General features: G+C 72.5%; 22 protein-coding genes and 2 pseudogenes. 10 read left to right on the top strand and 14 right to left on the bottom strand.

Features of this window, described 5'->3' with window-relative positions; translation table 11 throughout:
• Nucleotides 1-267: 267 nt before the first annotated feature.
• Nucleotides 268-600: pseudogene (locus ACFWW9_RS12845) on the bottom strand (DUF5997 family protein); the annotation flags it as partial.
• 85 nt (nt 601-685) lie between these two features.
• Between ACFWW9_RS12845 and ACFWW9_RS12840 the strand changes: the two are divergent.
• The gene (locus tag ACFWW9_RS12840) at nt 686-1,417 is read left to right on the top strand and encodes a LysR substrate-binding domain-containing protein (RefSeq protein WP_390375486.1); all 732 of its coding nucleotides are present in this window, start codon (nt 686-688) and stop codon (nt 1,415-1,417) included.
• Here the strand turns inward: ACFWW9_RS12840 and ACFWW9_RS12835 are convergent, their stop codons facing one another.
• Both ACFWW9_RS12835 and ACFWW9_RS12830 read right to left on the bottom strand, forming a co-directional pair.
• Entirely contained in the window at nt 1,418-2,026 is a 609-nt protein-coding gene (locus ACFWW9_RS12835) for a GNAT family N-acetyltransferase (protein WP_390375483.1), read from the bottom strand.
• Entirely contained in the window at nt 2,023-2,565 is a 543-nt protein-coding gene (locus tag ACFWW9_RS12830) for a DUF664 domain-containing protein (RefSeq protein ID WP_390375480.1), read from the bottom strand. The genes ACFWW9_RS12835 and ACFWW9_RS12830 overlap by 4 nt, the downstream gene beginning before the upstream one ends.
• Nucleotides 2,566-2,619: 54 nt before the next feature.
• On the opposite strand from ACFWW9_RS12830, the gene ACFWW9_RS12825 reads away from it, so the two are divergent.
• Nucleotides 2,620-3,585 carry a helix-turn-helix transcriptional regulator gene (locus ACFWW9_RS12825; RefSeq protein WP_390375477.1) on the top strand — a complete coding sequence of 322 codons (966 nt, stop codon included), beginning with the start codon at nt 2,620-2,622 and terminating at the stop codon, nt 3,583-3,585.
• Between the two features lie 27 nt (nt 3,586-3,612).
• Nucleotides 3,613-4,821, top strand: a complete 1,209-nt coding sequence (locus tag ACFWW9_RS12820) for a cysteine desulfurase-like protein (protein WP_390375475.1) — start codon at nt 3,613-3,615, stop codon at nt 4,819-4,821.
• A gap of 4 nt (nt 4,822-4,825) precedes the next feature.
• Here ACFWW9_RS12820 and ACFWW9_RS12815 read toward each other — a convergent pair whose 3' ends face one another.
• On the bottom strand, nt 4,826-5,977 hold the full coding sequence (locus ACFWW9_RS12815; RefSeq protein WP_390375472.1) for a LuxR C-terminal-related transcriptional regulator: 1,152 nt from the start codon (nt 5,975-5,977) through the stop codon (nt 4,826-4,828).
• Between the two features lie 97 nt (nt 5,978-6,074).
• Between ACFWW9_RS12815 and ACFWW9_RS12810 the strand changes: the two genes are divergently transcribed.
• Complete coding sequence (locus ACFWW9_RS12810) at nt 6,075-6,467, top strand: hypothetical protein (RefSeq protein WP_390375469.1); 393 nt, start codon at nt 6,075-6,077, stop codon at nt 6,465-6,467.
• A 555-nt stretch (nt 6,468-7,022) separates the two neighbouring features.
• Here ACFWW9_RS12810 and ACFWW9_RS12805 read toward each other — a convergent pair.
• From ACFWW9_RS12805 to ACFWW9_RS12785, 5 genes and pseudogenes are all read right to left on the bottom strand, one after another.
• Nucleotides 7,023-7,373, bottom strand: a pseudogene (locus ACFWW9_RS12805) (ATP-binding protein); the annotation flags it as partial.
• A gap of 140 nt (nt 7,374-7,513) precedes the next feature.
• Nucleotides 7,514-8,119: a VOC family protein gene (locus ACFWW9_RS12800; protein WP_390375466.1), complete on the bottom strand. Its 606-nt coding sequence runs from the start codon at nt 8,117-8,119 to the stop codon at nt 7,514-7,516.
• Between the two features lie 117 nt (nt 8,120-8,236).
• The gene (locus ACFWW9_RS12795; RefSeq protein WP_390375463.1) at nt 8,237-10,309 is read right to left on the bottom strand and encodes a catalase; all 2,073 of its coding nucleotides are present in this window, start codon (nt 10,307-10,309) and stop codon (nt 8,237-8,239) included.
• 108 nt (nt 10,310-10,417) lie between these two features.
• On the bottom strand, nt 10,418-11,863 hold the full coding sequence (locus ACFWW9_RS12790; protein WP_390375460.1) for a YdiU family protein: 1,446 nt from the start codon (nt 11,861-11,863) through the stop codon (nt 10,418-10,420).
• Between the two features lie 361 nt (nt 11,864-12,224).
• Complete coding sequence (locus ACFWW9_RS12785) at nt 12,225-13,205, bottom strand: helix-turn-helix domain-containing protein (protein ID WP_390375457.1); 981 nt, start codon at nt 13,203-13,205, stop codon at nt 12,225-12,227.
• A 70-nt stretch (nt 13,206-13,275) separates the two neighbouring features.
• Here ACFWW9_RS12785 and ACFWW9_RS12780 point away from each other — a divergent pair, with 70 nt between their 5' ends.
• Complete coding sequence (locus ACFWW9_RS12780; RefSeq protein WP_390375455.1) at nt 13,276-14,271, top strand: saccharopine dehydrogenase family protein; 996 nt, start codon at nt 13,276-13,278, stop codon at nt 14,269-14,271.
• 32 nt (nt 14,272-14,303) lie between these two features.
• On the top strand, nt 14,304-14,750 hold the full coding sequence (locus ACFWW9_RS12775) for an SUKH-4 family immunity protein (protein WP_390375452.1): 447 nt from the start codon (nt 14,304-14,306) through the stop codon (nt 14,748-14,750).
• Between the two features lie 7 nt (nt 14,751-14,757).
• On the opposite strand, the gene ACFWW9_RS12770 is transcribed toward ACFWW9_RS12775, so the two are convergent.
• Nucleotides 14,758-15,024 carry a hypothetical protein gene (locus tag ACFWW9_RS12770; protein WP_390375449.1) on the bottom strand — a complete coding sequence of 89 codons (267 nt, stop codon included), beginning with the start codon at nt 15,022-15,024 and terminating at the stop codon, nt 14,758-14,760.
• 210 nt (nt 15,025-15,234) lie between these two features.
• On the opposite strand from ACFWW9_RS12770, the gene ACFWW9_RS12765 reads away from it, so the two are divergent.
• On the top strand, nt 15,235-17,142 hold the full coding sequence (locus tag ACFWW9_RS12765) for a S8 family serine peptidase (RefSeq protein WP_390375446.1): 1,908 nt from the start codon (nt 15,235-15,237) through the stop codon (nt 17,140-17,142).
• Between the two features lie 50 nt (nt 17,143-17,192).
• Here the strand turns inward: ACFWW9_RS12765 and ACFWW9_RS12760 are convergent, their stop codons facing one another.
• The 3 genes from ACFWW9_RS12760 to ACFWW9_RS12750 all read right to left on the bottom strand — a co-directional run bounded on the left by ACFWW9_RS12760 (nt 17,193) and on the right by ACFWW9_RS12750 (nt 19,601).
• Nucleotides 17,193-17,900, bottom strand: coding sequence for a dihydrofolate reductase family protein (locus ACFWW9_RS12760; protein ID WP_390375443.1), 708 nt, complete (start codon nt 17,898-17,900; stop codon nt 17,193-17,195).
• 76 nt (nt 17,901-17,976) lie between these two features.
• Nucleotides 17,977-19,212 (bottom strand): RNA polymerase sigma factor, encoded by a 1,236-nt coding sequence (locus ACFWW9_RS12755; protein WP_390375440.1) that lies wholly within the window; start codon nt 19,210-19,212, stop codon nt 17,977-17,979.
• Nucleotides 19,209-19,601 carry a YciI family protein gene (locus tag ACFWW9_RS12750; protein ID WP_390375437.1) on the bottom strand — a complete coding sequence of 131 codons (393 nt, stop codon included), beginning with the start codon at nt 19,599-19,601 and terminating at the stop codon, nt 19,209-19,211. Before ACFWW9_RS12750 ends, ACFWW9_RS12755 begins: the two co-directional genes overlap by 4 nt.
• A gap of 52 nt (nt 19,602-19,653) precedes the next feature.
• Between ACFWW9_RS12750 and ACFWW9_RS12745 the strand changes: the two genes are divergently transcribed.
• The gene (locus tag ACFWW9_RS12745; RefSeq protein ID WP_390375434.1) at nt 19,654-21,051 is read left to right on the top strand and encodes a glutamate decarboxylase; all 1,398 of its coding nucleotides are present in this window, start codon (nt 19,654-19,656) and stop codon (nt 21,049-21,051) included.
• Between the two features lie 3 nt (nt 21,052-21,054).
• On the opposite strand, the gene ACFWW9_RS12740 is transcribed toward ACFWW9_RS12745, so the two are convergent.
• Nucleotides 21,055-21,492: a heme-binding protein gene (locus ACFWW9_RS12740; RefSeq protein ID WP_390375431.1), complete on the bottom strand. Its 438-nt coding sequence runs from the start codon at nt 21,490-21,492 to the stop codon at nt 21,055-21,057.
• A gap of 160 nt (nt 21,493-21,652) precedes the next feature.
• Here ACFWW9_RS12740 and ACFWW9_RS12735 point away from each other — a divergent pair, with 160 nt between their 5' ends.
• Both ACFWW9_RS12735 and ACFWW9_RS12730 read left to right on the top strand, forming a co-directional pair.
• Nucleotides 21,653-22,252 (top strand): TetR/AcrR family transcriptional regulator, encoded by a 600-nt coding sequence (locus ACFWW9_RS12735; RefSeq protein ID WP_390375428.1) that lies wholly within the window; start codon nt 21,653-21,655, stop codon nt 22,250-22,252.
• Nucleotides 22,253-22,254: 2 nt separating this feature from the next.
• Complete coding sequence (locus ACFWW9_RS12730; RefSeq protein WP_390375425.1) at nt 22,255-24,441, top strand: MMPL family transporter; 2,187 nt, start codon at nt 22,255-22,257, stop codon at nt 24,439-24,441.
• Nucleotides 24,442-24,467: the final 26 nt, after the last annotated feature.

The raw sequence follows: 24,467 nt of genomic DNA, 5'->3' as shown, positions 1-24,467 counted from the left end.
GTCGGGCGGGACTCTCTTTGGACCGCCTTTTGAGCCCGACAAAGGCCGAAATGAGGGGTCCCCATGTCAAATCGGCCACAGCACGCTGGAAATCGAAGCCGCCGGGGGACCCACGCCTAATCCGGCAGTCACCGACCAGACCACGCTGGAACCGGCGGCAACGGAGACGCCCCAAGCTCAGGACCGAGCAGACCGCCGAGCAGGCACCTTCTTCGCCGGAGCCTTCACCGAAGACTTCGCCGGAGCCTTCACCGGCGCCTCAGCCTTGGCCTTCAACCGCTCCTCTTCCCTCCGAACCTCAGCAGCGGTCGACCTCTCCTGCCTCAACCACGTCGGGTTCTCCGTCTTCAACGCCTCGATCTCCTCGGTCGTCAACGACCCGGTAACCCCACCCCGAGCCAGCCCACCGATCGAGATCCCCAACTTCAACGCGATGACGGGCCGAGGATGCGGCCCATTCCGGCGCAGGTCCCGCAGCCACTCCGGCGGGTCGGCTTGCAGCGCGTTCAGCTCGTCGCGGGAAACCACCCCGTCCTGGAACTCCGCGGGGGTGGCTTCGAGGTACACACCCAGCTTCTTCGCCGCTGTCGCGGGCTTCATCGTCTGGGGGGTCTTCTGCGACTTCATGCCGCCCAGGGTATCGGGCCGTGTCGGCGTCCCCGGTCACGCCCGGTAATCTGCCCTCGTGACCGGCCAGGACGTACCTCCTTCCTTCACGCTCGCGTACGTGCCGGGTGTGACGCCCACCAAGTGGGTGCGGCTCTGGAAGGAGCGGCTGCCGGAGGTGGCGCTCACGCTCCTCCAGGTGCCCGCCGCCGACGCGGCCGCCGCGGTGCGCGACGGGAAGGCCGACGCGGTCCTCTTGCGCCTGCCGTTCGACCGCACGGGTCTGCACGCGATCCCGCTCTACACCGAGACGACGGTCGTCGTGGTCCCCAAGGACCACTCCGCCGCGCTCGCGGAGGAACTGTCCACCGAGGACCTGGTCGACGGCGTGGTCCTGCACCCGTTGGACGACACGCTCGACTGGGACGGTCCTCCCGGTCAGCCCGCGTTCCACCGTCCCGCCACGACGGCCGACGCCGTGGAGCTCGTGGCGGCGGGCGTGGGACTGCTGGTCGTCCCGCAGTCCCTCGCCCGCCTGCACCACCGCCGCGACCTCACCTACCGGCCGTTCCCGGACGCCCCGGAGTCGCGGGTGGCGCTCTCGTGGGTCGAGGACGAGACCACCGACCTCGTCGAGCAGCTCATCGGCATCATCCGCGGCCGCACCGTGAACAGCACCCGCGGTCCCGCGCCCACGCCCAAGCAGGAGCCCAAGCCGGACAAGCGGAAGACCCCGCAGGCCAAGCCGCCACGGCGGGGCGCGCCCTCGGGCGGCAAGCGCGGCAAGCCCGGCAAGCCGCGCCGCAAGTAGCTACCCGAAGTCGACCCGCATCACCACCCGGCGCACGGTCGGGTGCGTGACCTCCCGGAACCCGGCCTCCTCGAACACCTGCCGCGCCCCCACGTGCAGCTCGCCCCAGGTGATCTCCTTGCCGGGCTGGGTGATCATCGAGTACGCCTCCAATGCCCGTGCTCCGCGCGTGCGGGCGAAGTCGACGGCCGCGCGGGCCAGCGGGTAGGTGAGCCCGCGTCCCCGGTGGCTCTTGCGGACCACGAAGCACGTCACCGCCCACACCCCGTCGTCGTCCTTGTCCTCGTCCCGGCCCTTCCACGGGACGCGGGACGTGCGCAGCTTCGGGTACGCCGTCCGCGGTTCCACCGCGACCCAGCCCACCGGCTCGCCGTCGAGGTACGCCACCAGCCCGCTGGTGGACGGGGCGTCCGGCTCGTCGCACGCGGTCTGCTCCTGGAGCATCGCCGTCCGCTCCTCCTGGGTGGAGTCGCGCCACAGCCAGCCGAGGACCTTGAACCGCTGGCACTGGCAGCGGCCCGCGTAGTCGGTCGTGCCGAACACCGCGGCGAGGTCCGCCGCGGACGCCTCGTTGGCGGGCACGACGGTGACCTCCTCGGGGGCCGTCACGAGCGCGGCGGGTCGTTGCCCACCAGCCCGTCGAACGCCTCCCGCAGCAGGTCGGCGTGCCCGGTGTGGCGGAGGTACTCCTCGATCAAGTCGACCAGGACCCGCCGGAGGTTGAGGTGCTCCCCGGTCGGGAGGGCGTACCGCGACGGCCGGTCGAGCCCGCCGTCCGCGAGCGCCGCCGCCCACGCCGCGCGGGACCGCTCCACCGAGCGTTCCCACAGGTCGTAGAGCTGCGCGGGCGTGTCGGAGTCGGCCGAGCGCCAGTCCCACGTGGGGTCGGCGACGAAGTCGACCCCGTCCCACGGCGGCCCCATCGGCTCTCCGCTCAGGTCTCGGGCGATGTAAAACGCCTCCAGCATCGAGAGGTGCTTGAGCAGCCCGCCCAGCGTCATCTCCGACGGCGGGTGGCGCCTGGTCAGGCCCTCCGCGTCGAGCCCGCCGGTCTTCCAGGCGAACTGGCCGCGCGCCCGTTCGAGCGCGAACAGCAGCATCTCGGTCTCGTCCGCCGTGGGCGGCGGTTCTTCGATCGTGGTGTCCACGGGAGCCAAGGTAACCTCCATTCCGGACAGTCCACTTCCGGATCGCGGGGCGTGATGACGACCGAGACGAGCCCCACCGCACGGGCGCTGCTCGCGCTCGAACTCCTCCAGGCCAGTCCGGGCATCACCGCGGACCGGCTGGCCGACAAGCTCGGCGTCACCGAGCGCGCGGCTCGGCGCTACGTTGGGATTCTCCGCGAGGCGGGCATCCCCGTCGACTCGACACGGGGTCCGCACGGCGGCTACCGCCTCGGTCGCGGCCTGCGGCTACCGCCGCTGGTGTTCAGCGGGGCCGAGGCGTTGGGCCTGGTCATGGCCGTGCTGGACGGCCACCACGAGGCGAGCGACCCCACCGACCCGGTCGGCAGCGCGCTGGGCAAGCTCATCCGCGCGCTGCCGGAGTCGGTGGCCGCGCAGGCCGAGGCCGTCCGCCGGGCGACCGCACCGGCGCCCGACCGGTCCGCCGCCCGGCCCGACCCCGAGACCGCGAGCACACTGGTGCGGGCGTGCACCGAGCACCGGCGCGTGCGGATCGGGTACCGGTCCGAGGCCGGGTCGGAGTGGAGCCCGGAGGTCGACCCGTGGGCGGTCGTCGTGCGCCACGGCCGCTGGTACCTGCTGTGCCGGTCCGTGGCGAAGGACGCCGTGCGGGCGTACCGGATCGACCGCGTCCGCACTGTCGAGGTCCTCGACGACACCGTCGCCCCGCCCGCCGACCTCGACCCGGTGGCCCTGCTGGAGGAGCACCTGGGCACCGGCTGGGAGTACGAGGTGGAGGTGGTCGTCGACGCCCCGGTCGACCTGCTGGAGCGCTGCCTCTCCCGCACGCTGGGCAAGCTGACCGCCGTGGACGCCGGGACCACCCGCCTGGTCGGCAGCACCAGCAACCCGGCCTGGTACGCCGAGCAGCTCGCGACGATCCCGGCGTCCTACCGGATCGTCGCCTGCCCGGAACTGCAGGAGGCCGCGCGCAGAGTGGGGTCGCGGCTGCTGGCCGCGGCCGAACACCCCTTCCCCTAGCGGCGGCGCTGGGCGAGGCTGGCGGACATGACCTTCGACATCGCCGCCGTCCGGTCCCGGTTCCCCGCGCTCGCCGACGGGTACGCCTACCTCGACGGAGCCGCGGGCACCCAGGTGCCGACCTGCGTCATCGACGCCATCGCCTCCGCCTACCGGCTGGGGATCGGCAACGTGGGCGGACCGTTCCCCGCGAGCGCGAGGTCGATGACGATCCTCGCCGACGCCCGGCAGGCCGTGGCGGACCTCGTGGGCGGTGAGGCGTCCGGGGTCGTGTTCGGGCCGAACAGCACGACGTTGATCTACCGCTTCGCCCACGCCCTGTCGGCGACCTGGCGGGAGGGCGACGAGGTCGTGGTGTCGCGCCTCGACCACGACGCCAACGTCCGCCCGTGGGTGCAGGCGGCCGAGCGCGCCGGAGCAGTGGTCCGCTGGGCGGAGGTGGACGTCGACACCGGCGAACTGCCCGTGGACCAGTACGACGCCCTGCTCACCGACCGGACCCGCCTGGTGGCCGTCACGGCGGCCAGCAACATCCTCGGCACCCGGCCGGACGTCGCCGCGATCACCGCGAAGGCGCACGCCGCGGGCGCGCTGACGTTCGTCGACGGCGTCCACTCCACCCCGCACGACCTGCCCGACGTGCGGGCGCTCGGCGCGGACTTCTTCGTGACCAGCGCGTACAAGTGGGCGGGCCCGCACCTCGGCGCGCTGGTCGCCGACCCGGCCCTGCTGGAGACCCTCCACCCGGAGAAGCTGCTGCCCTCGCCCGACCGGGTGCCGGAGCGCTTCGAGACGGGCACCTCCCCGTTCGCCGACCTGGCAGGCGTCACGGCCGCCGTGGAACACCTGGCGGGCCTCGCCCTGCCGCTCCCGTCCCTGTCCCGCCGGGACCGGCTGCGGGTGTCGATGGAGGCGGTCGGAGCACACGAGCAGGCGTTGTTCGAGGTCCTGCTCGGGGGTCTCGGCGGCCTGCCCGACGTCACCCTCCACGGCAAGCCCGCCCGGAGGACCGCCATCGCGTACTTCCGCGTCGCGGGCCACAGCCCCGCCGCGGTCGCCGAACACCTGGCGATGAACGGGGTCAACGTGTGGCACGGCCACAGCTACGCGTGGGAGCTGACCGGCGCACTCGGCATCCGCGACACCGGCGGCGCGGTCCGAGCCGGCCTGGCGCACTACAACGACCGCGAGGACGTGGACCGCTTCCTGGCGGCGGTGGCCGACCTGACGGGGTGACCCGCTAGACGCGCAGCGCCGACGCCAGTTCGCGGCGCGAGGTGATGCCGAGCTTGGTGAAGACCTTGCGCAGGTGCCATTCGACGGTGCGGGGGCTGAGGAAGAGGGTCGCGCCGATCTCGGGGTTGGTGCGGCCTGCTGCGGCGAGGCGGACGATTTGGGTTTCCTGGGCGGTGAGGGTGGTGGTCGGGTCGGTGGTGCGGTTGCGGACGGTTTCGCCGGTGGCGGCCAGTTCTCGGCTCGCGCGGTCGGCGAAGGCCTCCGCGCCCATGGCCGTGAACGAGTCGTGTGCGGTGCGGAGGTGGGTGCGGGCGTCGCCTCGGCGGTTTTCGCGGCGGAGCCACTCGCCGTAGAGCAGGTGGGCGCGGGCCAAGGGGACGGCGAGGTGGTCGCCGGTCAGGCGGTCGAGCGCCTCGCGGTACTGAGCCTCGGCCTGGTCGGGTGGTCCCGCTAGGGCGTCGGCCGTGGCCTGGACGCCGAGGGCCCAGTCGGTGCCCGCGGCCGTGGTGCGGTCGGCCAGGCGTGACCGTGCGTCGGCCGCCTGGTCGGTGTCGCCGGTGCGGGTGGCGGCCTCGACCAGTTCCGCGAGGGCCCCACCGTGCTCGGCGGACCGACGGGCGGCGCGCAGTGCGGTCGGGTAGTCGCCGAGACCGTTGTGCAGCACGGCTTCGGCGTAGCCCGCGTGACCGAGCAGGCTGCCCTCCTCGTGCGTCGGGGAGTCGGTCGGACGGCCACGGTAGGCGGCCAGTGCGCCGGACTGGGTCACCGGCACGCCCGTGGCGCGGGCGAACGCGGCGGCCTCGTCGAGCAGGGCGGCCGCGTCGGTGAACCTGCCCGCGACCACCAGCGCTTCGGCGCGGTGGACCAGCGCGGTCGGCAGCAGCGACAGGGTGCCGGTGGCTCGGGCGTCCTCGACCGCCCGCTCGGTGAGCCGGTGCCACGCGGCGGCGTCCCACACCGCGTGCGCCACGGGCGCGGTCAACCACAGGAACCGGGGGTCGGCGTTGGCCAATGCGGTGCGGAGCAGGGGGACGGCGGTCGGGTAGCCGTCCAGGGCCCAGGTCATGAGGGCGGTCAGGAGCAGCCCGGCTGGCTCGTCGCCCGCGGGGACATCGCGGGCGGCTTCGACGGCTTCGCGGAGGTCGTCCGCCCGCACGGCCGCGCCGAGGGCCGACAGGTACGTCTCCCGTGCGGCGGCGACGTCCAGGTCCTCCAGCCTGCTGGGCGGCGGCCAGGAGGGGTGGTCCGGCCGCGTGGAGGGAGAACGCGATCTGGGCGCGCAGCCGTTCCACGTCCGCCTTCCGGACCGGGTCCAGCGGGCCGAGTTCGGCGGCCGTCAGCAGCTCGGACGCCTCGGCGAGGCCGCCCGCGTCGAACTGGGCCCGCGCGGCGGCCAGGGCGCGGGCGGCGCGTGTCTTCGGGTCCGACGTCAGTTCGGCGGCGCGTTCCAGGAAGGCGGCGGCCGCGATCCGGCCACCACGGGCGAGCGCGCGGCCCGCCGAGTCCTCCAACTCCCCGGCGACGTCCTCGTCCGGGCCGGTGGCGGCGTGCGCGCGGTGCCAGGCGCGGCGGTCGGGGTCCTGCTCCGGGTCGGTGACCTCGGCGAGGGCGCGGTGCACGGCCCGCAGGTCCGCGACGTCGGCTGACCGGCGGGCTGCGGAGCGCACGAGGGGGTGGCGGAACCGGACCAGGGCGCCGAACTCGACCAGTCCCGCGGCCTCGATCCGTCCGGCGGCGTCCGGTCCGACGTCCAGCGACTCGACCGCGCGCCACAGCAGCGCCACGTCGCCGACCGGTTCGACGGCGGCGGCGAGCAGCAGCCTGCGGGCGTCGGCGGGCAGCGCGGCGATCCGCCGCTGGAACCCGGCCTCCAGCCGGTTCGCCAGGGGCGCGGAGCCGGGGGTGCCGAAGCCGAACGCCAGTTCCGCGGGCGTGAGGCCGTGCGGGAGTTCGAGCAGCGCGAGGGGGTTGCCGCGGGTCTCGGCGACGATGCGGTCGCGCACGCGGTCGTCGACCGGTCCGGGCAGCACGGAGTCGAGCAGCGCCCGCGCGTCCGCCGCGGGCAGGCCTTCCACGCGCAGGTCCGGCAGGCCGGTGAGGATCCGCTCGTCGCCGGGGCTGCGCGCGGCGCACACCAGCGCGACCGCCTCGGCGTCCAGCCTGCGGGCCACGAACGTCAGGACCACCTCGGACATCCGGTCCAACCACTGCACGTCGTCCACGACGCAGACCAGCGGCTGGTCGGTCGCGGCCTCGGCGAGCAGGCCGAGCACCGCGAGGCCGACCAGCAGCGATCCCGGCGCCTCGCCGACGCCGAGCCCGAACGCGGTGGCGAGCGCGTCCCGCTGCGGGCGGGGCAGCGCGTCCAGGTGGTCCAGCAGCGGCGCGCAGAGCTGTTGCAGCGCGGAGTAGGCGATCTCGGACTCGGCCTCGGCACCCGCCGCGCGGGTCACCCGGCCGCGGGCGGTGGCCACCAAGTGGTCCAGCAGCGCAGTCTTGCCCGCGCCCGCCTCGCCTCGCAGCACCAGCACCCGGCTGCGGCCGTCGCGCACGTCGCGCAGCACGCCGTCGAGCACGTCCCGCTCGCGGCGCCTGCCCCGCAGCACCGGTCCACCGTTGTCGCTCCGCACGTCGTCCTCCCCGGCGGAGGCTACTCGAACGGGGGATCTTCGCCGGGCCGGGGAGAACGACGTCAGGAGGTGAGGCCCGCCTGCCGGGCCATGTGCGCGGCGTACCACGCGGGCCAGTCCGCGTCCTCGTGGCCGAGCTCCTTCTCGTGCTCGCCGTGGGCCGCGGCGGCGTCGCGCAGCGCCTGTTCGAGTTCCGCGACCGAGCCGTAGACGACGTGGCTGATCCGCCCCGGCCGCCGCTCGGTGACCTCTTGAACGACGAAGCCGTTGCCGTCGGGGTCCTCGAACGACAGGAACGAGCCGTAGGACTGCCGGTCCGGGTGCGGTCCGGCGATCCGGTCCTGAACGCCCGCGTGGTGGAACACGCCGCCCGCGTCGTGGAAGACGTCGCTGACCTTGACGCCCTTCGCGAGCAGCTCGGCGTGGGCCGCGACGATGTCGTCGACGACGAAGTGCACGCCCTGCGCCGAGCCGGGCGCGGCGTCGGTGACCCGGTCGCCGATGATGATCGACGCCGCCGAGCCCGGAGGCGTGAAGTGCACGACCCGGAACCCGTCCGGACCCGTGTAGTCGACGTCCTCCCGGAAGCCGATCCCGCCGTAGAACTCCTTGGCCCGGTCGACGTCCGCGACCGGCAGAACGATGATCTCGACCTTGAACTCCACCATCTCAGCTCCTCGTGTTCGACGCCCTTCGGCGTCTGCTTCGAGGATGGCCCCGTGGAGTGCCGGTCGCCCCAGGATCCGACCCTGGCGGGCACACGGGTGCGCCCGCCAGGGCACCGGTCAGGCGATGCCCGCGGGCACGGCCCGGTCCCACACGCGGTGCTTGCCGACCGCCGTGAGCAGCTCGGTGAAGTACGGCTTGACCGCGGTGTCGCCGAGCACGACGCCCGGCGCGCCGGTGTCGATCCCCGCGGCCTCCAGCACCGCGGCCCCGTCGCCCCACGCGCCCAGCACCTTGCAGTGCCGGAACACCTCCTGGAGCAGCACGGTCAGCCGCGGGTCGGACCCGGTCACGCCCGCGGCGACCACCACGGCGTCGTACTCGATCGACCGGGTCGCCAGGAACGTCCGCTCGACGACCTCCTTCGCCCGCCCCTTCGCGACCTCCCCGCCGATCTGGGCGATGACGTGCAGCACCGCGCCACGGGCCTCGACGGCCTTGCGGAGCTTGCCGATCCCGGCGACGTCCGCGCCCGGCCCGGCGACGACCCCGACGACCCGGCCCGCGATGGGACCGGACTCCGTCGACACCTGGGACAGCGCGGGCGACGGCACCACGCCGCGCGCCGGGTCGCCGTCCGGGACCGGCAGCCCGAGGCCCGCCGCGACCCGCGCGCACAGCTCGGCGTCGACGTTGGCGAGCACGCCGAGGACGCGTTCGCGGATCGGCTTCTCGTAGACCTTGGACAGCTCGAACGTGTACGCCTCGACGATGTGCGCCTGCTCGACCTGGCTCATGCTGCGCCAGAACAGCGTCGCCTGGGAGTAGTGGTCGTCGAACGACACGGGGTTCGCCCGCACCTTCGGCCCGGAGACCTCGCGGGGGACGTGGACGTACGCGCCCTCGGTCGCGATCTCCGGCTGGTCGCCGTCGACGCTGTTGGGCTTGTAGGCGGCCGTGCCCTGGTGGATCGCGGTCTGGTGCATCCCGTCGCGCAGGTTGTCGTTCACGGCCGCGTGCGGGCAGTTGATCGGCAGCTGGGCGAAGTTCGGGCCGCCGAGGCGGGTGAGCTGGGTGTCGAGGTAGGAGAACATCCGCGCCTGCATGAGCGGGTCGTTGGTGATCTCGATGCCGGGCACTAGGTGGCCGGTGTGGAAGGCGACCTGCTCGGTCTCGGCGAAGTAGTTGGTGGGGTTGCGGTCCAGCGTCAGCTTCCCGACCAGCACGACCTCGGCCAGTTCCTCGGGCACGAGCTTGGTCGGGTCGAGCAGGTCGATGCCCTCGAACGTCTCGTCCTCGCTGTCCGGCAGCACTTGGAGCCCCAGCTCGAACTCCAGCGGCGCTCCCGCCTCGATGCCGTCGGCCATGTCCCGCCGGTGGAAGTCCGGGTCCGCGCCCGCCGCGATCTGCGCCTCCTCCCACACCAGCGAGTGCACGCCCGCGACCGGCTTCCAGTGGAACTTCACCAGCGAGGTCTCCCCCGCCGCGTTGACCAGCCGGAACGTGTGGACGCCGAAGCCCTCCATGGTCCGGTACGAGCGCGGGATGCCGCGGTCCGACATCGCCCAGATGACGTGGTGGGTCGCCTCGGTGTGCAGCGAGACGAAGTCCCAGAACGTGTCGTGCGCGGACTGCGCCTGCGGGATCTCCCGGTCCGGCTGCGGCTTGCCCGCGTGGATGACGTCGGGGAACTTGATGCCGTCCTGGATGAAGAACACCGGCATGTTGTTGCCGACGAGGTCGAAGTTCCCCTCCTCGGTGTAGAACTTCACCGCGAACCCGCGCACGTCGCGGACCGTGTCCGCCGAGCCGCGCGAACCCAGGACCGTGGAGAACCTGGTGAAGACCGGCGTCTCGCGGCCCTTGGCCAGGAAACCCGCCTTGGTGACGGACTCGGCGTTGCCGTAGGCGCGGAACGTGCCGTGGGCCGCTGCGCCGCGGGCGTGGACCACCCGTTCGGGGATGCGCTCGTGGTCGAAGTGGGTGATCTTCTCGCGGAGGTGGAAGTCCTCCAGCAGCGTCGGACCGCGCGGGCCCGCCTTGAGGGAGTGGTCGGTGTCGGACAGGCGGACGCCCTGCGAGGTGGTCAGGTAGCGGCCCGACCGGGCCCGCGGGTCCCCGGCCGCCTCCGGCTTGCCCGTGGGGGTCGTGGGCTTGGGGGCGGCCTGGTCGCGCTGGCGCTTCGGGGGCATCCGGGGGTCTCCTTCGGCTTCGGCTACCGCAGCCGGGTACCCGGATCCGTGGGGCCCAAGCGAGAACAACCCCATCGTGGTCGTTCGTCGCATGTGGACGCTCTCGGCTCAGGTGCCGCAGAAGGTCTGGTAGGCCGCGCCGAAGTCCTCCGGGGCGGGGGCCGCGTAGCGGTCGTGGCCGGGGAGTTCGGTGTACGGCGAGGTGACTGCCTTGAGGAGGGCGTGGAGCGGGGTGAGGTCGCCGTCGGTGGCCGCGGCGAGGGCTTCCTCGACCAGGTGGTTGCGGGGGACGTAGACGGGGTTCACGCGGTCCATGGCGTCCGGGTCCGGGTGTTCGGCCCGCCAGCGGGTGATCCAGGTGTCGATGGAGGCCAGGTCGAGGAACTGGGAGCGGGCCGGTTCGGGGTTGCCCCGTGCCGCTGTGGCCAGGTGGCGGTAGAAGGAGGTGTGGTCGACGTGGTTGTCCCTGAGGAGGGTCAGGAGGTCGTCGACGAGGGTGTCGGGGGTGGTGTTGAGGCCCAGTTTCGCGGTCATTCCGGAGGTCCAGGCTTCTTCGTAGCGGGGTTTGAAGGTGCTCAGGACGTCGAGGGCTTTCGCGACGGCCCGGTCCTCGTTGTCGTCGAAGAGCGGGAGGAGGGCCTCGGCGAGGCGGGCGAGGTTCCACTGGGCGATGCCAGGCTGGTTGCCGTAGGCGTAGCGGCCCGCGTGGTCGATGGAGCTGTAGACGGTGGTGGGGTCGTAGGCGTCGAGGAAGGCGCAGGGGCCGTAGTCGATGGTTTCGCCGGAGATGGTCATGTTGTCGGTGTTCATGACGCCGTGGATGAAGCCCACGAGCATCCACTGGGAGATCAGGGTCGCCTGGGCGGCTACGACGGAGTCGAAGAGGGCGAGGTACGGGTTTTCGGCGGTGGTCGCCTCGGGGTGGTGGCGGGCGATGGCGTGGTCGGCGAGTCTGCGGAGGAGGTCCGGGTCGTTGGTGGCTCGGGCGAACTGGAAGCTGCCCACGCGGAGGTGGCTGCTGGCCGTTCTGGCGAGGATGGCGCCGGGGAGGGTGGTTTCGCGGTGGACGGGGCGGCCGGTGGTCGTCACGGCGAGGGAACGGGTGGTGGGGATGCCCAGGGCGTGCATCGCTTCGCTGAGGAGGTACTCGCGGAGCATCGGGCCCAGGGCCGCGTAGCCGTCGCCGCCTCGGGAGAAGGGGGTGCGGCCGGAGCCCTTGAGGTGGAGGTCTTGGAGGCGGCCGTTGTGGTCGGTGAGTTCGCCCAGGAGGAGGGCTCGGCCGTCGCCGAGCCGTGGGGAGTAGTTGCCGAACTGGTGGCCTGCGTAGGCCTGGGCTACTGGGGTGGCAGCTTCGGGGAGGTGGGTGCCGGTGAGGAGGGCCAGGCCTTCCGGGGTGTCCAGGGGTGGGAGGCCGAGGGAGGTGGCCAGTGCGGTGTTGAGGAGGAGCAGGGTGGGGGTGGGGGTGTCCGCTGCCTGCCACGGGAGGGCCATCTCCGGGAGAGCTTGGGCGAAGTGGGTGCTCAGGGTGACGGTGTGGGGCGGCGCGGTGCTCACCCTTGTCACGGTACGGGGTTGGGCTTGGGTGGGGGTTTCAGCGGCTGCGGGTTTCGGCGTGGTTAGCGGCTGCCGGTTCCGGCGTGGGTCTCTCGGCGGCTGCGATTTCCAGCGTGCTGTGGCCGATTTGACATGGGGACCCCTCATTTCGGCCTTTGTCGGGCTCAAAAGGCGGTCCAAAGAGAGTCCCGCCCGACCACAATTTTAAGGCCGAAATCCCCATGTCAAATCGGCCACGTTCCGTGGCCTGCGCCTGCCAGTCCCAGCGTGGTTGTCAGGTGGCTGCCAGTCCCAGCGTGGTTATTGGTCGGCGCTGTGCCGGGGTGGTGGGCCACTGCGTTGCCCCGGCGCATGCTTGTGGTCACCAATCAGTCCTGTGCTGTGCCTGTTTTGGCGTTGGCTTGGTGGTGCCCTGGAAGGTTCTGCGGTAGGTGTCTGGGGCTACGCCTACCGTTTGGTTGAAGTGTCTGCGCAGTGTTGCCGCCATGCCCATGCCGGTGCGTTCGGCGATGGTGTCGATGCTGGCGTCTGTTGTTTCCAGCATTTCCTGGGCTGCGTGCACTCGTTGGTTGTGCAGCCAGCGCAGGGGTGTTGTTCCTGTTGTGGCGATGAAGTGCCTTGCCAGTGTTCTGGTGCTCATGTTGAGGCGTTCCGCCAAGTCCTTGACCGTCAGGGGTTCGTGGAGGTGTTTTGTGGCCCACTGCATCAGGTCTTGGAGGTGGTGGCCGTTCGGTGGGGCTGGTGCGGTGATGAATTGGGCCTGGCCGCCTGCGCGGTGTGGGGGGACCACGAGTCTGCGGGCGAGGGTGTTCGCGGCTGTTGCGCCGTAGTCGGTGCGGACCACGTGGAGGCAGAGGTCCATGCAGGCCGCTTTGCCCGCTGACGTGAGGATGGGGTTGTCGTCGACGTAGAGGACGTCCGCGTCCACGTCGACTCTGGGGTAGCGCTGGGCCAGCAGGTCCGCGTGGGCCCAGTGGGTGGTGACGCGTTTTCCGTCCACCAGGCCTGCTGCCGCCAGGACGAAGACGCCGGTGCAGAGGGAGACGATCCTTGCGCCGTTGGTGTGGGCGGTGCGGAGGGCCTCGACCACGTCTTCCGGTGGTGGGTCGTCGACGTCGTGGTAGGCCGGGACGACGATCGTGTGTGCGGTGAGGATCGGGGTGAAGGTGGGGTCGCTCTTCATGCGGGCCATGTCGCCGACCGCTGGTGCGCCGGGGCCCGCGATCGTGAAGTCGTACCAGGGGTCGGCGATGTCGCTGCGGTCCACGCCGAACACCTCGATGGCCGTCGCCGCCTCGAACAGCATCGCGCCCTCGTAGAGGGCCAGCACCACGGATGGCATGTCCGAAAGTGTACGGATGTTGTCGGATCGGACACTCGTCGTCGATCGTCGTGGGCGTGATGCTCGTTGGGTGAGCAATCGGAGCACCACAATCGCCGTTTTCGGTGCCTACGGGCACACGGCTCGGTTCGTCGTCAGGAGTTTGCGCGAGGTGGGGTTGAAGGTCGTCGAGGTCGGGCGGGATCGTGGTCGGCTGCCTGCCGCCGGGGTGGTGGCGGTGGTCGACGATCCGGTGTCGTTGGACCGGGCCTTTGACGGGGTCGGGGCGGTGGTCAACTGTGCCGGGCCGTTCCTCGACACGGCTGGGCCTGTGGTGGAGGCGGCGCTTCGCGCTGGGGCGCACTACGTCGACATCGCCGCCGAGCAGGGCGTGACGATGGAGCTGTTGGGGCGCTACGACGCGCCCGCCCGGCAGGCGGGGGTGGCCGTGGTGCCGTCCGCCGCGTTCTACGGCGGGCTCGGGGATCTGCTCGTCACGGCCGCTCTGGGTGACTGGACGTCCGTGGACGACGTTCGGATCGCCATCGCGCTCTCCAGTTGGCTGCCCACCGAGGGCACCCGGCGCACCATCGCCCGCAACACCGGGAGGCACGTCGTCTTCACCGACAACGAGTTCGTCCCCGCCCCGAGCGTTCCCGGCACGGTCCTGTGGCGGTTTCCCCATCGGGCGGGCGAGCAGCGGCTCACCGAGTTGTCCACGTCCGACCAGGTGACCATCGCCCACCACGTGCGGACTCCGCGCGTCAGCGTGCACGTGAACGCCGAGCCGCTCGCCGACCTGCGCGACCCCGCGTCGCCGCCGCCTCCACCCGTGGACGACCTCGGGCGGTCCGCGCAGACGTTCCACGTCGACGCGGTCGTCAGCCGGGACGGGGTGCACCGGCGGGCGAGTGCGTCGGGGCAGGACATCTACGCGGTCAGCGGGCCGCTCGCGGCGGGTGTCGTGGCGCGGCTGCTGGACGACCGGCCCTCCCCCACCGGGGCGGTGACGGCCGGGCGGTTGCTGGACGGGGGTGGGTTCCTGCGGTCGCTCGATCCGGCGCACCTGGCGTTCTCGGTCGGGTGAAGTCCTTGCGGGGCAACGAATAGACTGCCCTCGTGGACGACTCCTCGCTTTTCGCCCTGCTCGCCCGGCGTGGACCGGTGCCGTATCCGGGAACGTGGCTCGGCGTGCCGTTCGCCGATCTCCGGTTCGCGGATCGCTTGGGGGCGGAGGTCGCCCGTGACGAGGGGCTCAGCTCGATCGTGGTGGACCGGGTCGACGGGCGGGTGTGGTTGGTGCCGGCGGACGGAGGGGTTCCGCTGCTCGTCAACTCCGACGTCGAGTCGCTGGTGGCCTGCTCGGTGGTCTACGGGCGGGCCTCCGACGAGGTGGAGGAGGCCGACGAGCCCGAGGAGGAGCCGGACGACGAGATGGCCGCCGGGGACGCGTTCGCCGAGGCGCTCGTGGTGGAGTTCCGGGGCATCGACGCGGTCGCGGTGGACGGGGAGAACGCGTTCTGGTCGGTCGCGGCCGAGGAGCTCGGGTACGCGTATCCCGGTTGACCGGGTCTCACCAGCGGTGAGAGCGGCCTTCCGTCCAGATGTTGCCGAGCATGCCCTGCCACATCTCGGTGGAGGTGCCGATCGCCCAGTTCGTCGGGGCCCAGATGCGGGCCGACAGCTCGGCGTCGGACAGCTTGCCGCCGAGCACCTGGAAGAACGACACCACGAAGCGGAACAGGAAGCCCGCGATGCCGAGCACCAGCAGCAGCGCGGTGATGAAGAGGCACAGCGCACTGCCGATGATCGTGCCCACCGTTCGCACCACGAGGACCACGTGGTCACCTCCCTGACGCACTCGACCAGCTGATCGATCAACCGCCGCCTTCCGTTACCGGGCATCGTGTTCCCGAAGCGCGCTGACGCCCATTCGGCTGATCCTTCCCTTGCGCGCCAACGCATCCGGCCCAACTCCCGGCCAAACCACCGATGATCGGGTCACCACGACCTAGCGTCTGGCACGTCGGGAGCGAGCCGGGGAGGGCGTGTGGGAGCAAGAGCGTTGGCCGTGGTGGCCGGGCTGGTCGCCGGGGTGGTCGTGGGGGTCGCGCCACCGGCGGTGGCGGACGTGGTCGGCGCGGGTGGGCCGGACGTGGTCGACGGCAGCTACGTCGTGGTGCTGAAGGGGCAGGGGAAGTCCGCGTCGGCGTTGGCGGGCAAGTACTCCGGGACGGTCGGGCGGACGTTCAGCCACGTGTTCAGCGGGTTCTCGGTGCGGATGGACGCGCGGTCGGCACGACGGCTCGCCGCCGACCCGGCGGTGGCCTACGTGCAGCAGAACCGGCGGGTCAAGGCGTCCGGCGAGCAGCACTACCCGTGGTCGTGGGGGCTGGACCGGATCGACCAGCGCGGGCCGGACGGGGACGACTACTACCGCTGGTCCACGACGGCCGCGAACGTGACGGCGTACGTGGTCGACACCGGGATCCGCACCACGCACGAGGACTTCGGCGGTCGAGCGGTGTGGGGCACGAACACCACCGGCGACGGGCGGAACGAGGACTGCAACGGGCACGGGTCGCACGTCGCCGGGACGATCGGCGGCACCGAGTTCGGCGTGGCCAAGGGCGTGCGGCTGGTCGCGGTGAAGGTGCTCGACTGCGAGGGCAACGGCACCAGCGAGGGGGTCGCGGCGGGGCTGGACTGGGTGGTGGCCAACCACGTGTCCGGGCCCGCGGTGGCCAACATGAGCCTGGGCGGCGACGCGCCGGACCAGGTGATCGAGGACGCGACCCGGCGGGCCATCGCCGACGGGGTCGTCACGTCCGTGGCGGCGGGCAACGACAACGGCGACGCGTGCCTGCACTCCCCCGCCCGCACGCCGGAGGCGATCACGGTCGCGTCCGTCAGCGAGTTCTCCGACGACCGGTCGTCGTTCTCCAACTACGGCTCGTGCGTCGACCTGTTCGCGCCCGGCGACTACATCTGGTCGGCGGGAGCGGACAGCGACACCGACTTCGCCCTGCTGAGCGGGACGTCCATGGCCACGCCGCACGTGTCCGGCGCGGCGGCGCTGCTGCTGGCCGCCGACCCCGGCGTCACGCCCGCGCAGGTCGCGGCGGCGCTGGTCGCCGACTCGACGAAGAACGCGGTGAACGACGCGCAGGGCTCGCCGAACCGGCTGCTGATGGTCAACACCGGCTACCGCGCGGGCTACCCGTACGTGACCGATCCCGGTGTGCGCGCGGGTCGGACCGGGGTCGCGATGAGCATCCCGCTGTCCGTCTCGGGCGGCACGGCCCCGTACACGTGGACGTCGACCGCGCTGCCCGCCGGCCTGGCGCTCAACGCGGCCACGGGCGTGATCTCCGGGACGCCGACGGCCACCGTGGTCAACTCGCCGGTGACCGTGACGGCGAAGGACAAGAACCTGAAGACCGGGTCGGTGACGTTCCGGATCTTCACCACGCCGCCGACGTGGACGTGCGCGACCGGGGGCCAGAAGTTCCTGAACCCCGGCTTCGAGAGCGGGCGGGACGTGCCGGGCTGGCGGCCCAGCCGGACGCTGCTGGTCACGCAGACCACCGGCGTCAGCGCGCCGCGCACGGGGACGTGGGCGGCGTCGTTCTCGGGCATCGGGTTGCCGTTCGGGGACGAGCTGTCCCAGGAGGTCGCGATTCCGGCCGAGTGCCCGTACTCGACGCTGTCGTTCTACCTCAAGATCCGCACCGAGGAGCCGACCACGGCGGGCGCGGTCGACCTGTTCGAGGTGAGGGCGGGCAACGACCGGCTGGGCGGGGCGTCCAACCTGGACGCCAAGCCGGGGTACGTGCTGAAGACCTACGACGTCGGCGCGTACGCGGGCAAGACCGTGAAGTTCCGGTTCCTGGGCGACGAGGACCAGGGCGAGGCGACGGAGTGGCTCGTCGACGACACGGCGTTGACCGCCAAGTAGCCCGGACGGGCCGTGGCGGTCGGTCGTGAAGACCGCCACGGCCACCCGCGCTACGCGGAGTAGATCTCGGCGGGACCGCCGCCACTGCCCCGGTCGTCCAGGACCAGCGGCGCGCGACCGTTGACCGAGTACCGGATGTGGGTGATCTGCGGGGTGTGCACGACCCTGGTGGGGGTCAGCTCGATCGCCTCCTTGTCGGGGAGCGTCAGGTCGTCGGACAGCAGCCGCAGGCCGCTGCCCAGCACGACCGGCGCGATGTGCAGCTCCAGCTCGTCCAGCAGTCCGGCCTCGATCACCTGCCGCACCAGGCTTCCCCCGCCGGCGACGGCGACGTTCTTGCCGTTCGCCACGGCCTTCGCCTGCTCGACGGCGCTCGCGACGCCGTCGGTCACGTAGGTGAAGCTGGTGCCTCCCTGGCGGTGCAGCACCGCGCGGGGGCGGTGCGTGACGACGAAGACCGGCGCGCGGAACGGCGGCTCGTCACCCCACGGCGCCTCGCCGCCGTCGGCCATCCGCCTGCCCATCACGTACGCGCCCGCCGCCTCGAACGTCTCCGCGATGATGTCGGAGTTCACGTCCGGCTCACCGCCCGCGAAGCCCTGCCGCTCGCGCCACGCCATCGCGTCGATCGCCCAGCGCGTCACGCGGAAGAACGCGGCGGCCTCGGCCGAGGCCATCCAGTCGCCCTCGCCGTCGTGGCGCGGTCCGGCGTAGTACCCGTCCAGCGACACCGACATCTGCGCGGTCACCTTGGTCATCGTGCCCAGCTCCTCGTGTCCCCGGCGACGCCCGTCGGCGTCGCTCGGAGGGGGATCGGAGCCGTCGCGGCGCGTTCTACATCCGCGGAGAAAAAAGTTCCGCGGCCCGTGCCAGCAGGAACCGCTGCTCGGGTCGACTGCCCGCGAGCCGGGCCGCCTCCTGGAAGAGAGCGGCCGCCTCCGCGCGGTTCCCGGCCTGGTCGAGCAGGTGGGCGCGGACGGCCAGCAGCCGGTGGTTGCCCGCCAGGACGCCGGAGTCCAGGTCGTCGACGACGGCCAGGCCCGCCTCGGGGCCGTCGACCATGCCGAGCGCGACGGCCCGGTTGAGCGAGACGACCGGGTTGGGCGCCAGGCGTTCCAGCAGGTCGTACAGGGCGAGGACCTGCGGCCAGTCGGTGGTCTCGACGGAGGTGGCCTCGTCGTGCAGCGCGGCGATGGCCGCCTGGACCTGGTACGGCCCGAGAGGCAGGGTCGCCAGGCTGTGGGTGAGCAGCGCGGTCGCCTCGGCGATGGCCGCGCGGTCCCACAGCGAGCGGTCCTGCTCGGCCAGCGGGATCAGCACGCCGTCGGGGCCGGTGCGGGCCCGGCCGCGCGCCTCGGTGAGCAGCGTCAACGCGAGCAGGCCGGTCGTCTCGCCGGAGGCGGGCAGCCGCTCGTGCAGGGCGCGGACCAGCCGCAGCGCTTCACGGGTGAGGTCGACGCGGTGCAGGTCGGGGCCCGCGCTGGCGCTGTAGCCCTCGTTGAACACCAGGTAGAGCACGTGCAGCACGACCCGCAGCCGCGGCCCGTGCTCGGCGTCGGACGGCAGCTCGAACCGCGCGCCCGCGTCGCGCAGGGTCTGCTTGGCGCGGGAGATGCGCTGCCCCATGGTCTTCTCGGGCACGAGGAACGCCGCGGCGATCTCCGGCGTGGTGAGCCCGCCGACCGCCCGCAGCGTCAACGCCAGCTGCGAGGGCGCGGTCAACGCCGGGTGGCAGCACAGGAACAGCAGTTCCAGCAGGTCGTCCCGCGCGGGCTCGGCGTCCGCGGCCGGGGCGACCAGCGCGTCACGCGGAGAGGCGTCGAGCACCGCCAGCTCCCGGCGTTCACGGGCCGCGTCACCGCGCACCTGGTCGACGTAGCGCCGGGCCGCGACCGTGGTCAGCCAGCCCAGCGGGTGTTCCGGCACGCCCTCGCGCGCCCACTTCTCGGCGGCGGCGATCAACGCCTCCTGCACGGCGTCCTCGCAACGGGCGAAGTCGCCGTGGCGGCGCACGAGCGTTCCGAGCACCCGCGGGGCGAGCGCGCGCAGGACGTCCTCGACCGGCGTCACCCGTCGTGGCCCATGAGCGGCCACACCTCCAGCCCGCCGCCGAAGGCGATCCCCGGATAGGACTTCGCGATCTCCAGCGCCCGGTCCTCGCTCTCGACGTCCACGACGAACATCGAGCCGACGAACTCCTTCGCCTCCAGGTACGGGCCGTCGGTGACGACCGGGCCGTCCGGTCCCCGCCGCACCGCGTGCGGCCGCTCCACCAGGCCCTCGGCGGTGATGAACTCGCCCGTGTCGCGCAGGTCCTGGTTGAACGCGTCGACCCGGCTGATCAGGTCCGCCATCTCGGCGGGCGGAAGGCTGTTCCACACGGTCTCGTTGCCGTAGATGAGCATCAGGTACTTCACCGGCCACATCCTGCCGGCGTCGTCGTCGCCCGGCGCGGCCACGCCGGGTCCGGCATCCTGGCGCGACAGCCCCGGACGGAAAGGCCCTCCTCCCATGCCACTGGCCCAGCCGTCGGACCACGGCCGCGAGCACGTGTCGGTCAACCCGGTGTTCACCAGGGAACCGGTGCGCATCCCGCGCAACCGGCTCCCCGAGGGCGAACTGGACCCGGACACCGCCTACCAGGTGGTGCACGACGAGCTGATGCTCGACGGCAACGCCCGGCTGAACCTGGCCACGTTCGTCACCACGTGGATGGAGCCGCAGGCGCAGCGGTTGATGGGCGAGTCGTTCGACAAGAACATGATCGACAAGGACGAGTACCCGCGCACCGCCGAACTGGAGCAGCGCTGCGTGCGGATGCTCGCGGACCTGTGGCACTCCCCCGACCCGGAGCGCGCGACCGGCTGCTCCACGACCGGGTCCAGCGAGGCCTGCATGCTGGCCGGGCTGGCGCTCAAGCGCCGCTGGCAGCACGCCCGCCGCGCCGCGGGCCTGCCGACCGACCGGCCGAACATCGTGATGGGCGTGGACGTCCAGGTGTGCTGGGAGAAGTTCGCCAACTACTGGGAGGTCGAGGCTCGGCTCGTGCCCATGGAAGGCGACCGCTTCCACCTCACGGCCGAGCAGGTCGTCGAGCACTGCGACGAGAACACCATCGGCGTGGTCGCGGTGCTCGGGTCCACGTTCGACGGCAGCTACGAGCCCGTCGCCGAGATCGCCGCCGCGCTCGACGGCCTCCAGCGCGACCGGGGCTGGGACATCCCGGTCCACGTCGACGGGGCGTCCGGCGCGATGATCGCCCCGTTCTGCGATCCCGACCTGGAGTGGGACTTCCGGCTCCCCCGCGTCGCCTCGATCAACACCTCCGGCCACAAGTACGGCCTCGTGTACCCCGGCGTGGGGTGGGTGGTGTGGCGCGACGCCGACGCCCTGCCGTCCGACCTGGTGTTCAAGGTCAACTACCTGGGCGGCGAGATGCCGACGTTCGCGCTCAACTTCTCCCGCCCCGGCGCGCAGGTCATCGCCCAGTACTACTCGTTCCTGCGGCTCGGGTTCGACGGCTACCGGCGGGTGCAGCTGTACTGCCGCGAGGTCGCCTCCGCGCTGGCCGACCGGATCGGCGCGCTCGGCCCGTTCCGGCTGCTCACCGACGGGCGCGAGCTGCCGGTGTTCGCCTTCACCCTCGCGCCGGGCGAGCAGGGGTACTCGGTGTTCGACGTGTCCGCCGCCCTGCGCGAACAGGGCTGGCTCGTGCCCGCCTACACGTTCCCGGCCGACCGCGAGGACCTCCAGGTGCTGCGGATCGTCGTGCGCAACGGGTTCAGCCACGACCTGGCGGACCTGCTGGTCGACGCGCTGGAGCAGGCGCTGCCCCGGCTGCGCGGCCAAGGCGCGCCCCAGCGCGGTCCCGAGTCGGCCTCGTTCTCCCACGGGGCCGAACCGCGGTGACCGTCAGGCGGACGGCGCGGAGGGCTCCGGATCGAGGCCGACCGCCCGTGCCGCCACAATGGCGCACGCCTCGTCCACGTCGGAGCCGTCCCCGCTCACGCCGACCGCGCCGATGATCCGGCCGGTGCCGTCGCGGAGCAGAACACCACCCGCCGCCGGGATGACCCGGCCCTCGGAGGCGACCGCGAGCGCCTCGACGAAACCGGGGAACCTCTCGACGATGCCCGCGATGCCGCGCGAGCTGAAGCCGAGGCCGAGCGCGCCCCACGCCTTGCCGGTGGCGAGCTGGGGGCGGACGATGCCCGCCCCGTCCTGGCGGTACAGGACGACGGGGTGACCTCCCGCGTCGAGCACCGCCACCGTGAGCGGGGCGGTGCGGCGGCGCCTGCCCTCGGCGAGCACCCCGTCGGCCAAGGCCTTGGCCACGTCGAAGTCGAGCATCCTGCTACCTCCGTGCGGGAACGGCGGCCCGGAGCGGGTCGCGCGGTTCGTCGACAGCGGCGACCGGTCGGGCATTCCACTGAGGACTATGACCAAGGCCACCGACCAAGTTGGTCGGTAAACCGACCAACTTGGTCCGCGACGTCGTACCGTGGATGCCATGACCCGACCGTTCCGGCAGCAGATCGACGCGAGCATCCTCGACCAGGCCGCCGCGCTGTTCGCCCGGCGCGGCATCGCCAAGACGTCCGTGCAGGAGGTCGCCGACGCCGTCGGCCTCTCGAAGACCGGGCTGCTGCACCACTTCCCCAGCAAGGAGGCGCTGCGCGAGGCCGTGATCGCCCAGGCGAGCGGGTTGGGGCGGCTGGCGGTGGACCAGGTCAAGGACCTCCCGGTCGGCCCCGAGCGCGACCGGCGGGCGGTGGAGGCCTTCGTCGACATCGCCCTGGCCCACCCCGGCCTGGTCGCCCTGCTGCTCGCCCCGGTGATGCAGGGCTCCAGCGGCCCGCTGGACCCGAAGCTCCACGGCATCGGCGGTGACGCCTTCCTGGCCTTCGGCGTCGACCCGACCGCGCCCTCCTCGGAGCGGAGCGTCCGGGTCGCCGGGTCGCTGGCGGCGCTGGCCGTGCTGAGCATCGCCGCCCACCACGACGACCGGACCTCCGCGTGGCGCTCGCACATCGTCGCCACCTGCTTCGACGCGCTGGGCCACGGACGCCCCGGCGCTCCCCGTTCCACCTCCGACCAGCCTGAGGACTAACCATGGCTCGCTTCTTGTCCCGGATCGGGGCCTTCGCGCACCGGCACCGGCTGTCCGTGATCGCCGTCTGGCTGGTGCTCCTCGTCGGCGGCGGCGCGGGCGCCGTGACGCTGGCGGGCGACACGTCCAGCAGCTTCTCCATCCCCGGCCAGGAGTCGACGACCGCGCTGACCCGGATCGGCGAGGAGTTCGGCTCCAGCGGCGCCGCCGCGAAGGTCGTGGTGCACGCCCCCGCGGGGCAGACGCTGACCACGCCGGAGAACGCCACCGCCCTCGGCGACCTGGTGACCAAGCTGGGCGCGCTGCCCGGCGTGGTGAAGGCGGCCAACCCGCTGGACCCGAAGGCTCCCGCGGTCAACGCGGACCAGACCACCGCCTACAGCACGGTGACGTACTCCGCCGCCGTCGGCGAGGTGACGGCCGACCAGCAGAAGGCGTTGACGGACGTCGTCGACGCGGCCCGCGGCACCACCGGCTTCACCATCGAGGCCACCGGTGAGGCCACCCAGGCCCCGTTCCACATCGGCGGCATCGCCGAGGGCCTCGGCGTCGTGGTGGCGCTGATGATCCTGGTCATCACCTACGGCTCGCTGATCGCCGCCGGGATGAACCTGCTGACCGCGCTCATCGGCGTGGGCATCGGCGTCCTGGGCGTCACGATCGCCACCGGCTTCGCCGACCTGTCGTCGACCACCCCGATCCTGGCGGGCATGCTCGGCCTCGCCGTCGGCATCGACTACGCCCTGTTCATCGTCACGCGCTTCCGCCACGAACTCCGGCGCGGCGCGGACGTCCCGTCGGCCATCGCCACGGCCGTCGGCACCGCGGGCTCCGCGGTCGTCACGGCGGGCCTGACCGTCGTCATCGCCCTGACCGGGCTCGTGGTCGTCGGCATCCCGTTCCTGACCCAGATGGGTGTGGCCGCCGCCGCGACCATCGTCGTGGCCGTCCTGGTCGCGATCACCCTGGTCCCGGCCGTGCTCGGCTACCTCGGGCACCGCGCGCTGCCCCGCAAGCAGCGCGGCGCGGCACCCGTCGAGGAGGTCGAGACCAGCGGTCGCGGGTTCCTGGCGGGCTGGAGCACCGGGGTCACCCGGCACCGCGTGCTGGCGCTGGGCCTCGCGATCGTCGCGCTCGGCGTGATCGCCATCCCGTTCGCCTCGATGCGCACCACGCTGGTGCAGCGCCCCGCCACCGACAGCACGCAGGCGCGCGCCGACCAGATGCTGTCCGACGGCTTCGGCCCCGGCTTCAACGGCCCGATCATCGTCCTGTTCGACGGCCCCGGAGCCGTCGACGCCGCCACGAAGGCCGTGCCCGCGATCTCCGGGCTGAACGACGTCGCCCTCGCCACGCCGCCGACGCCGAACGCGGACGGCAGCGCGGCCCTGGTCACGGTCATCCCGAAGTCCGGCCCGACCACCGAGGCCACCGAGCAGCTCGTGGCCGACCTGCGGGCGCTCCCCAAGGACGCCAGTGGCCCGACCGCGTCGGTCACCGGCGCCACGGCCGTGAGCGTCGACGTCGCGAAGAGCCTCGACGATGCCCTGCCGGTCTACCTCGCGCTCGTCGTCGGCCTGGCGCTGGCGCTGCTGATCCTGGTGTTCCGCTCGCTGCTGGTGCCGCTGGTCGGCGTGCTCGGCTTCCTGCTCACCATCGGCGCGTCCCTCGGGGCCACGGTCGCGGTGTTCCAGTGGGGCTGGCTGGGCGACCTGGTCGCGCTGGACAGCACCGGACCGCTGATCAGCCTCACGCCGATCCTGGTGATCGGCATCCTGTTCGGCCTCGCGATGGACTACCAGATCTTCCTGGTCTCGCGGATGCACGAGGCGCACAGCCACGGCGCCTCGCCGCTGGACGCCATCCGCACCGGCTTCCGCCAGGCGGCCCCGGTCGTCGTCGCGGCCGCGCTGATCATGTTCTCGGTCTTCGCGGGCTTCGTGCCCGCCGGTGACGCCACGCTGAAGTCGATCGCCTTCGCGCTGGCCGCGGGCATCCTGTTCGACGCCTTCGTCGTGCGCATGGTCCTGGTGCCCGCCGCGCTGGCCCTGCTCGGCGAGCGCGCCTGGTGGCTGCCGAGCTGGCTGGCCTGGCTGCCGTCGCTCGACGTCGAGGGCGCGGCCCTCGCGAAGGCCGACGAGCCCGTCCCGGCCGAGGAGGAGCACGAGGCCGTCGCGGTCAAGCGCTGACGGCGGAACGCCGGTCCACCCTGCGT

It is taken from the genome of Umezawaea sp. NPDC059074, assembly GCF_042738955.1.
GTDB lineage: Bacteria > Actinomycetota > Actinomycetes > Mycobacteriales > Pseudonocardiaceae > Umezawaea.
The sequence above is the reverse complement of the archived record's forward strand: the minus strand, read 5'-3'. Positions and strand labels throughout refer to the sequence as shown.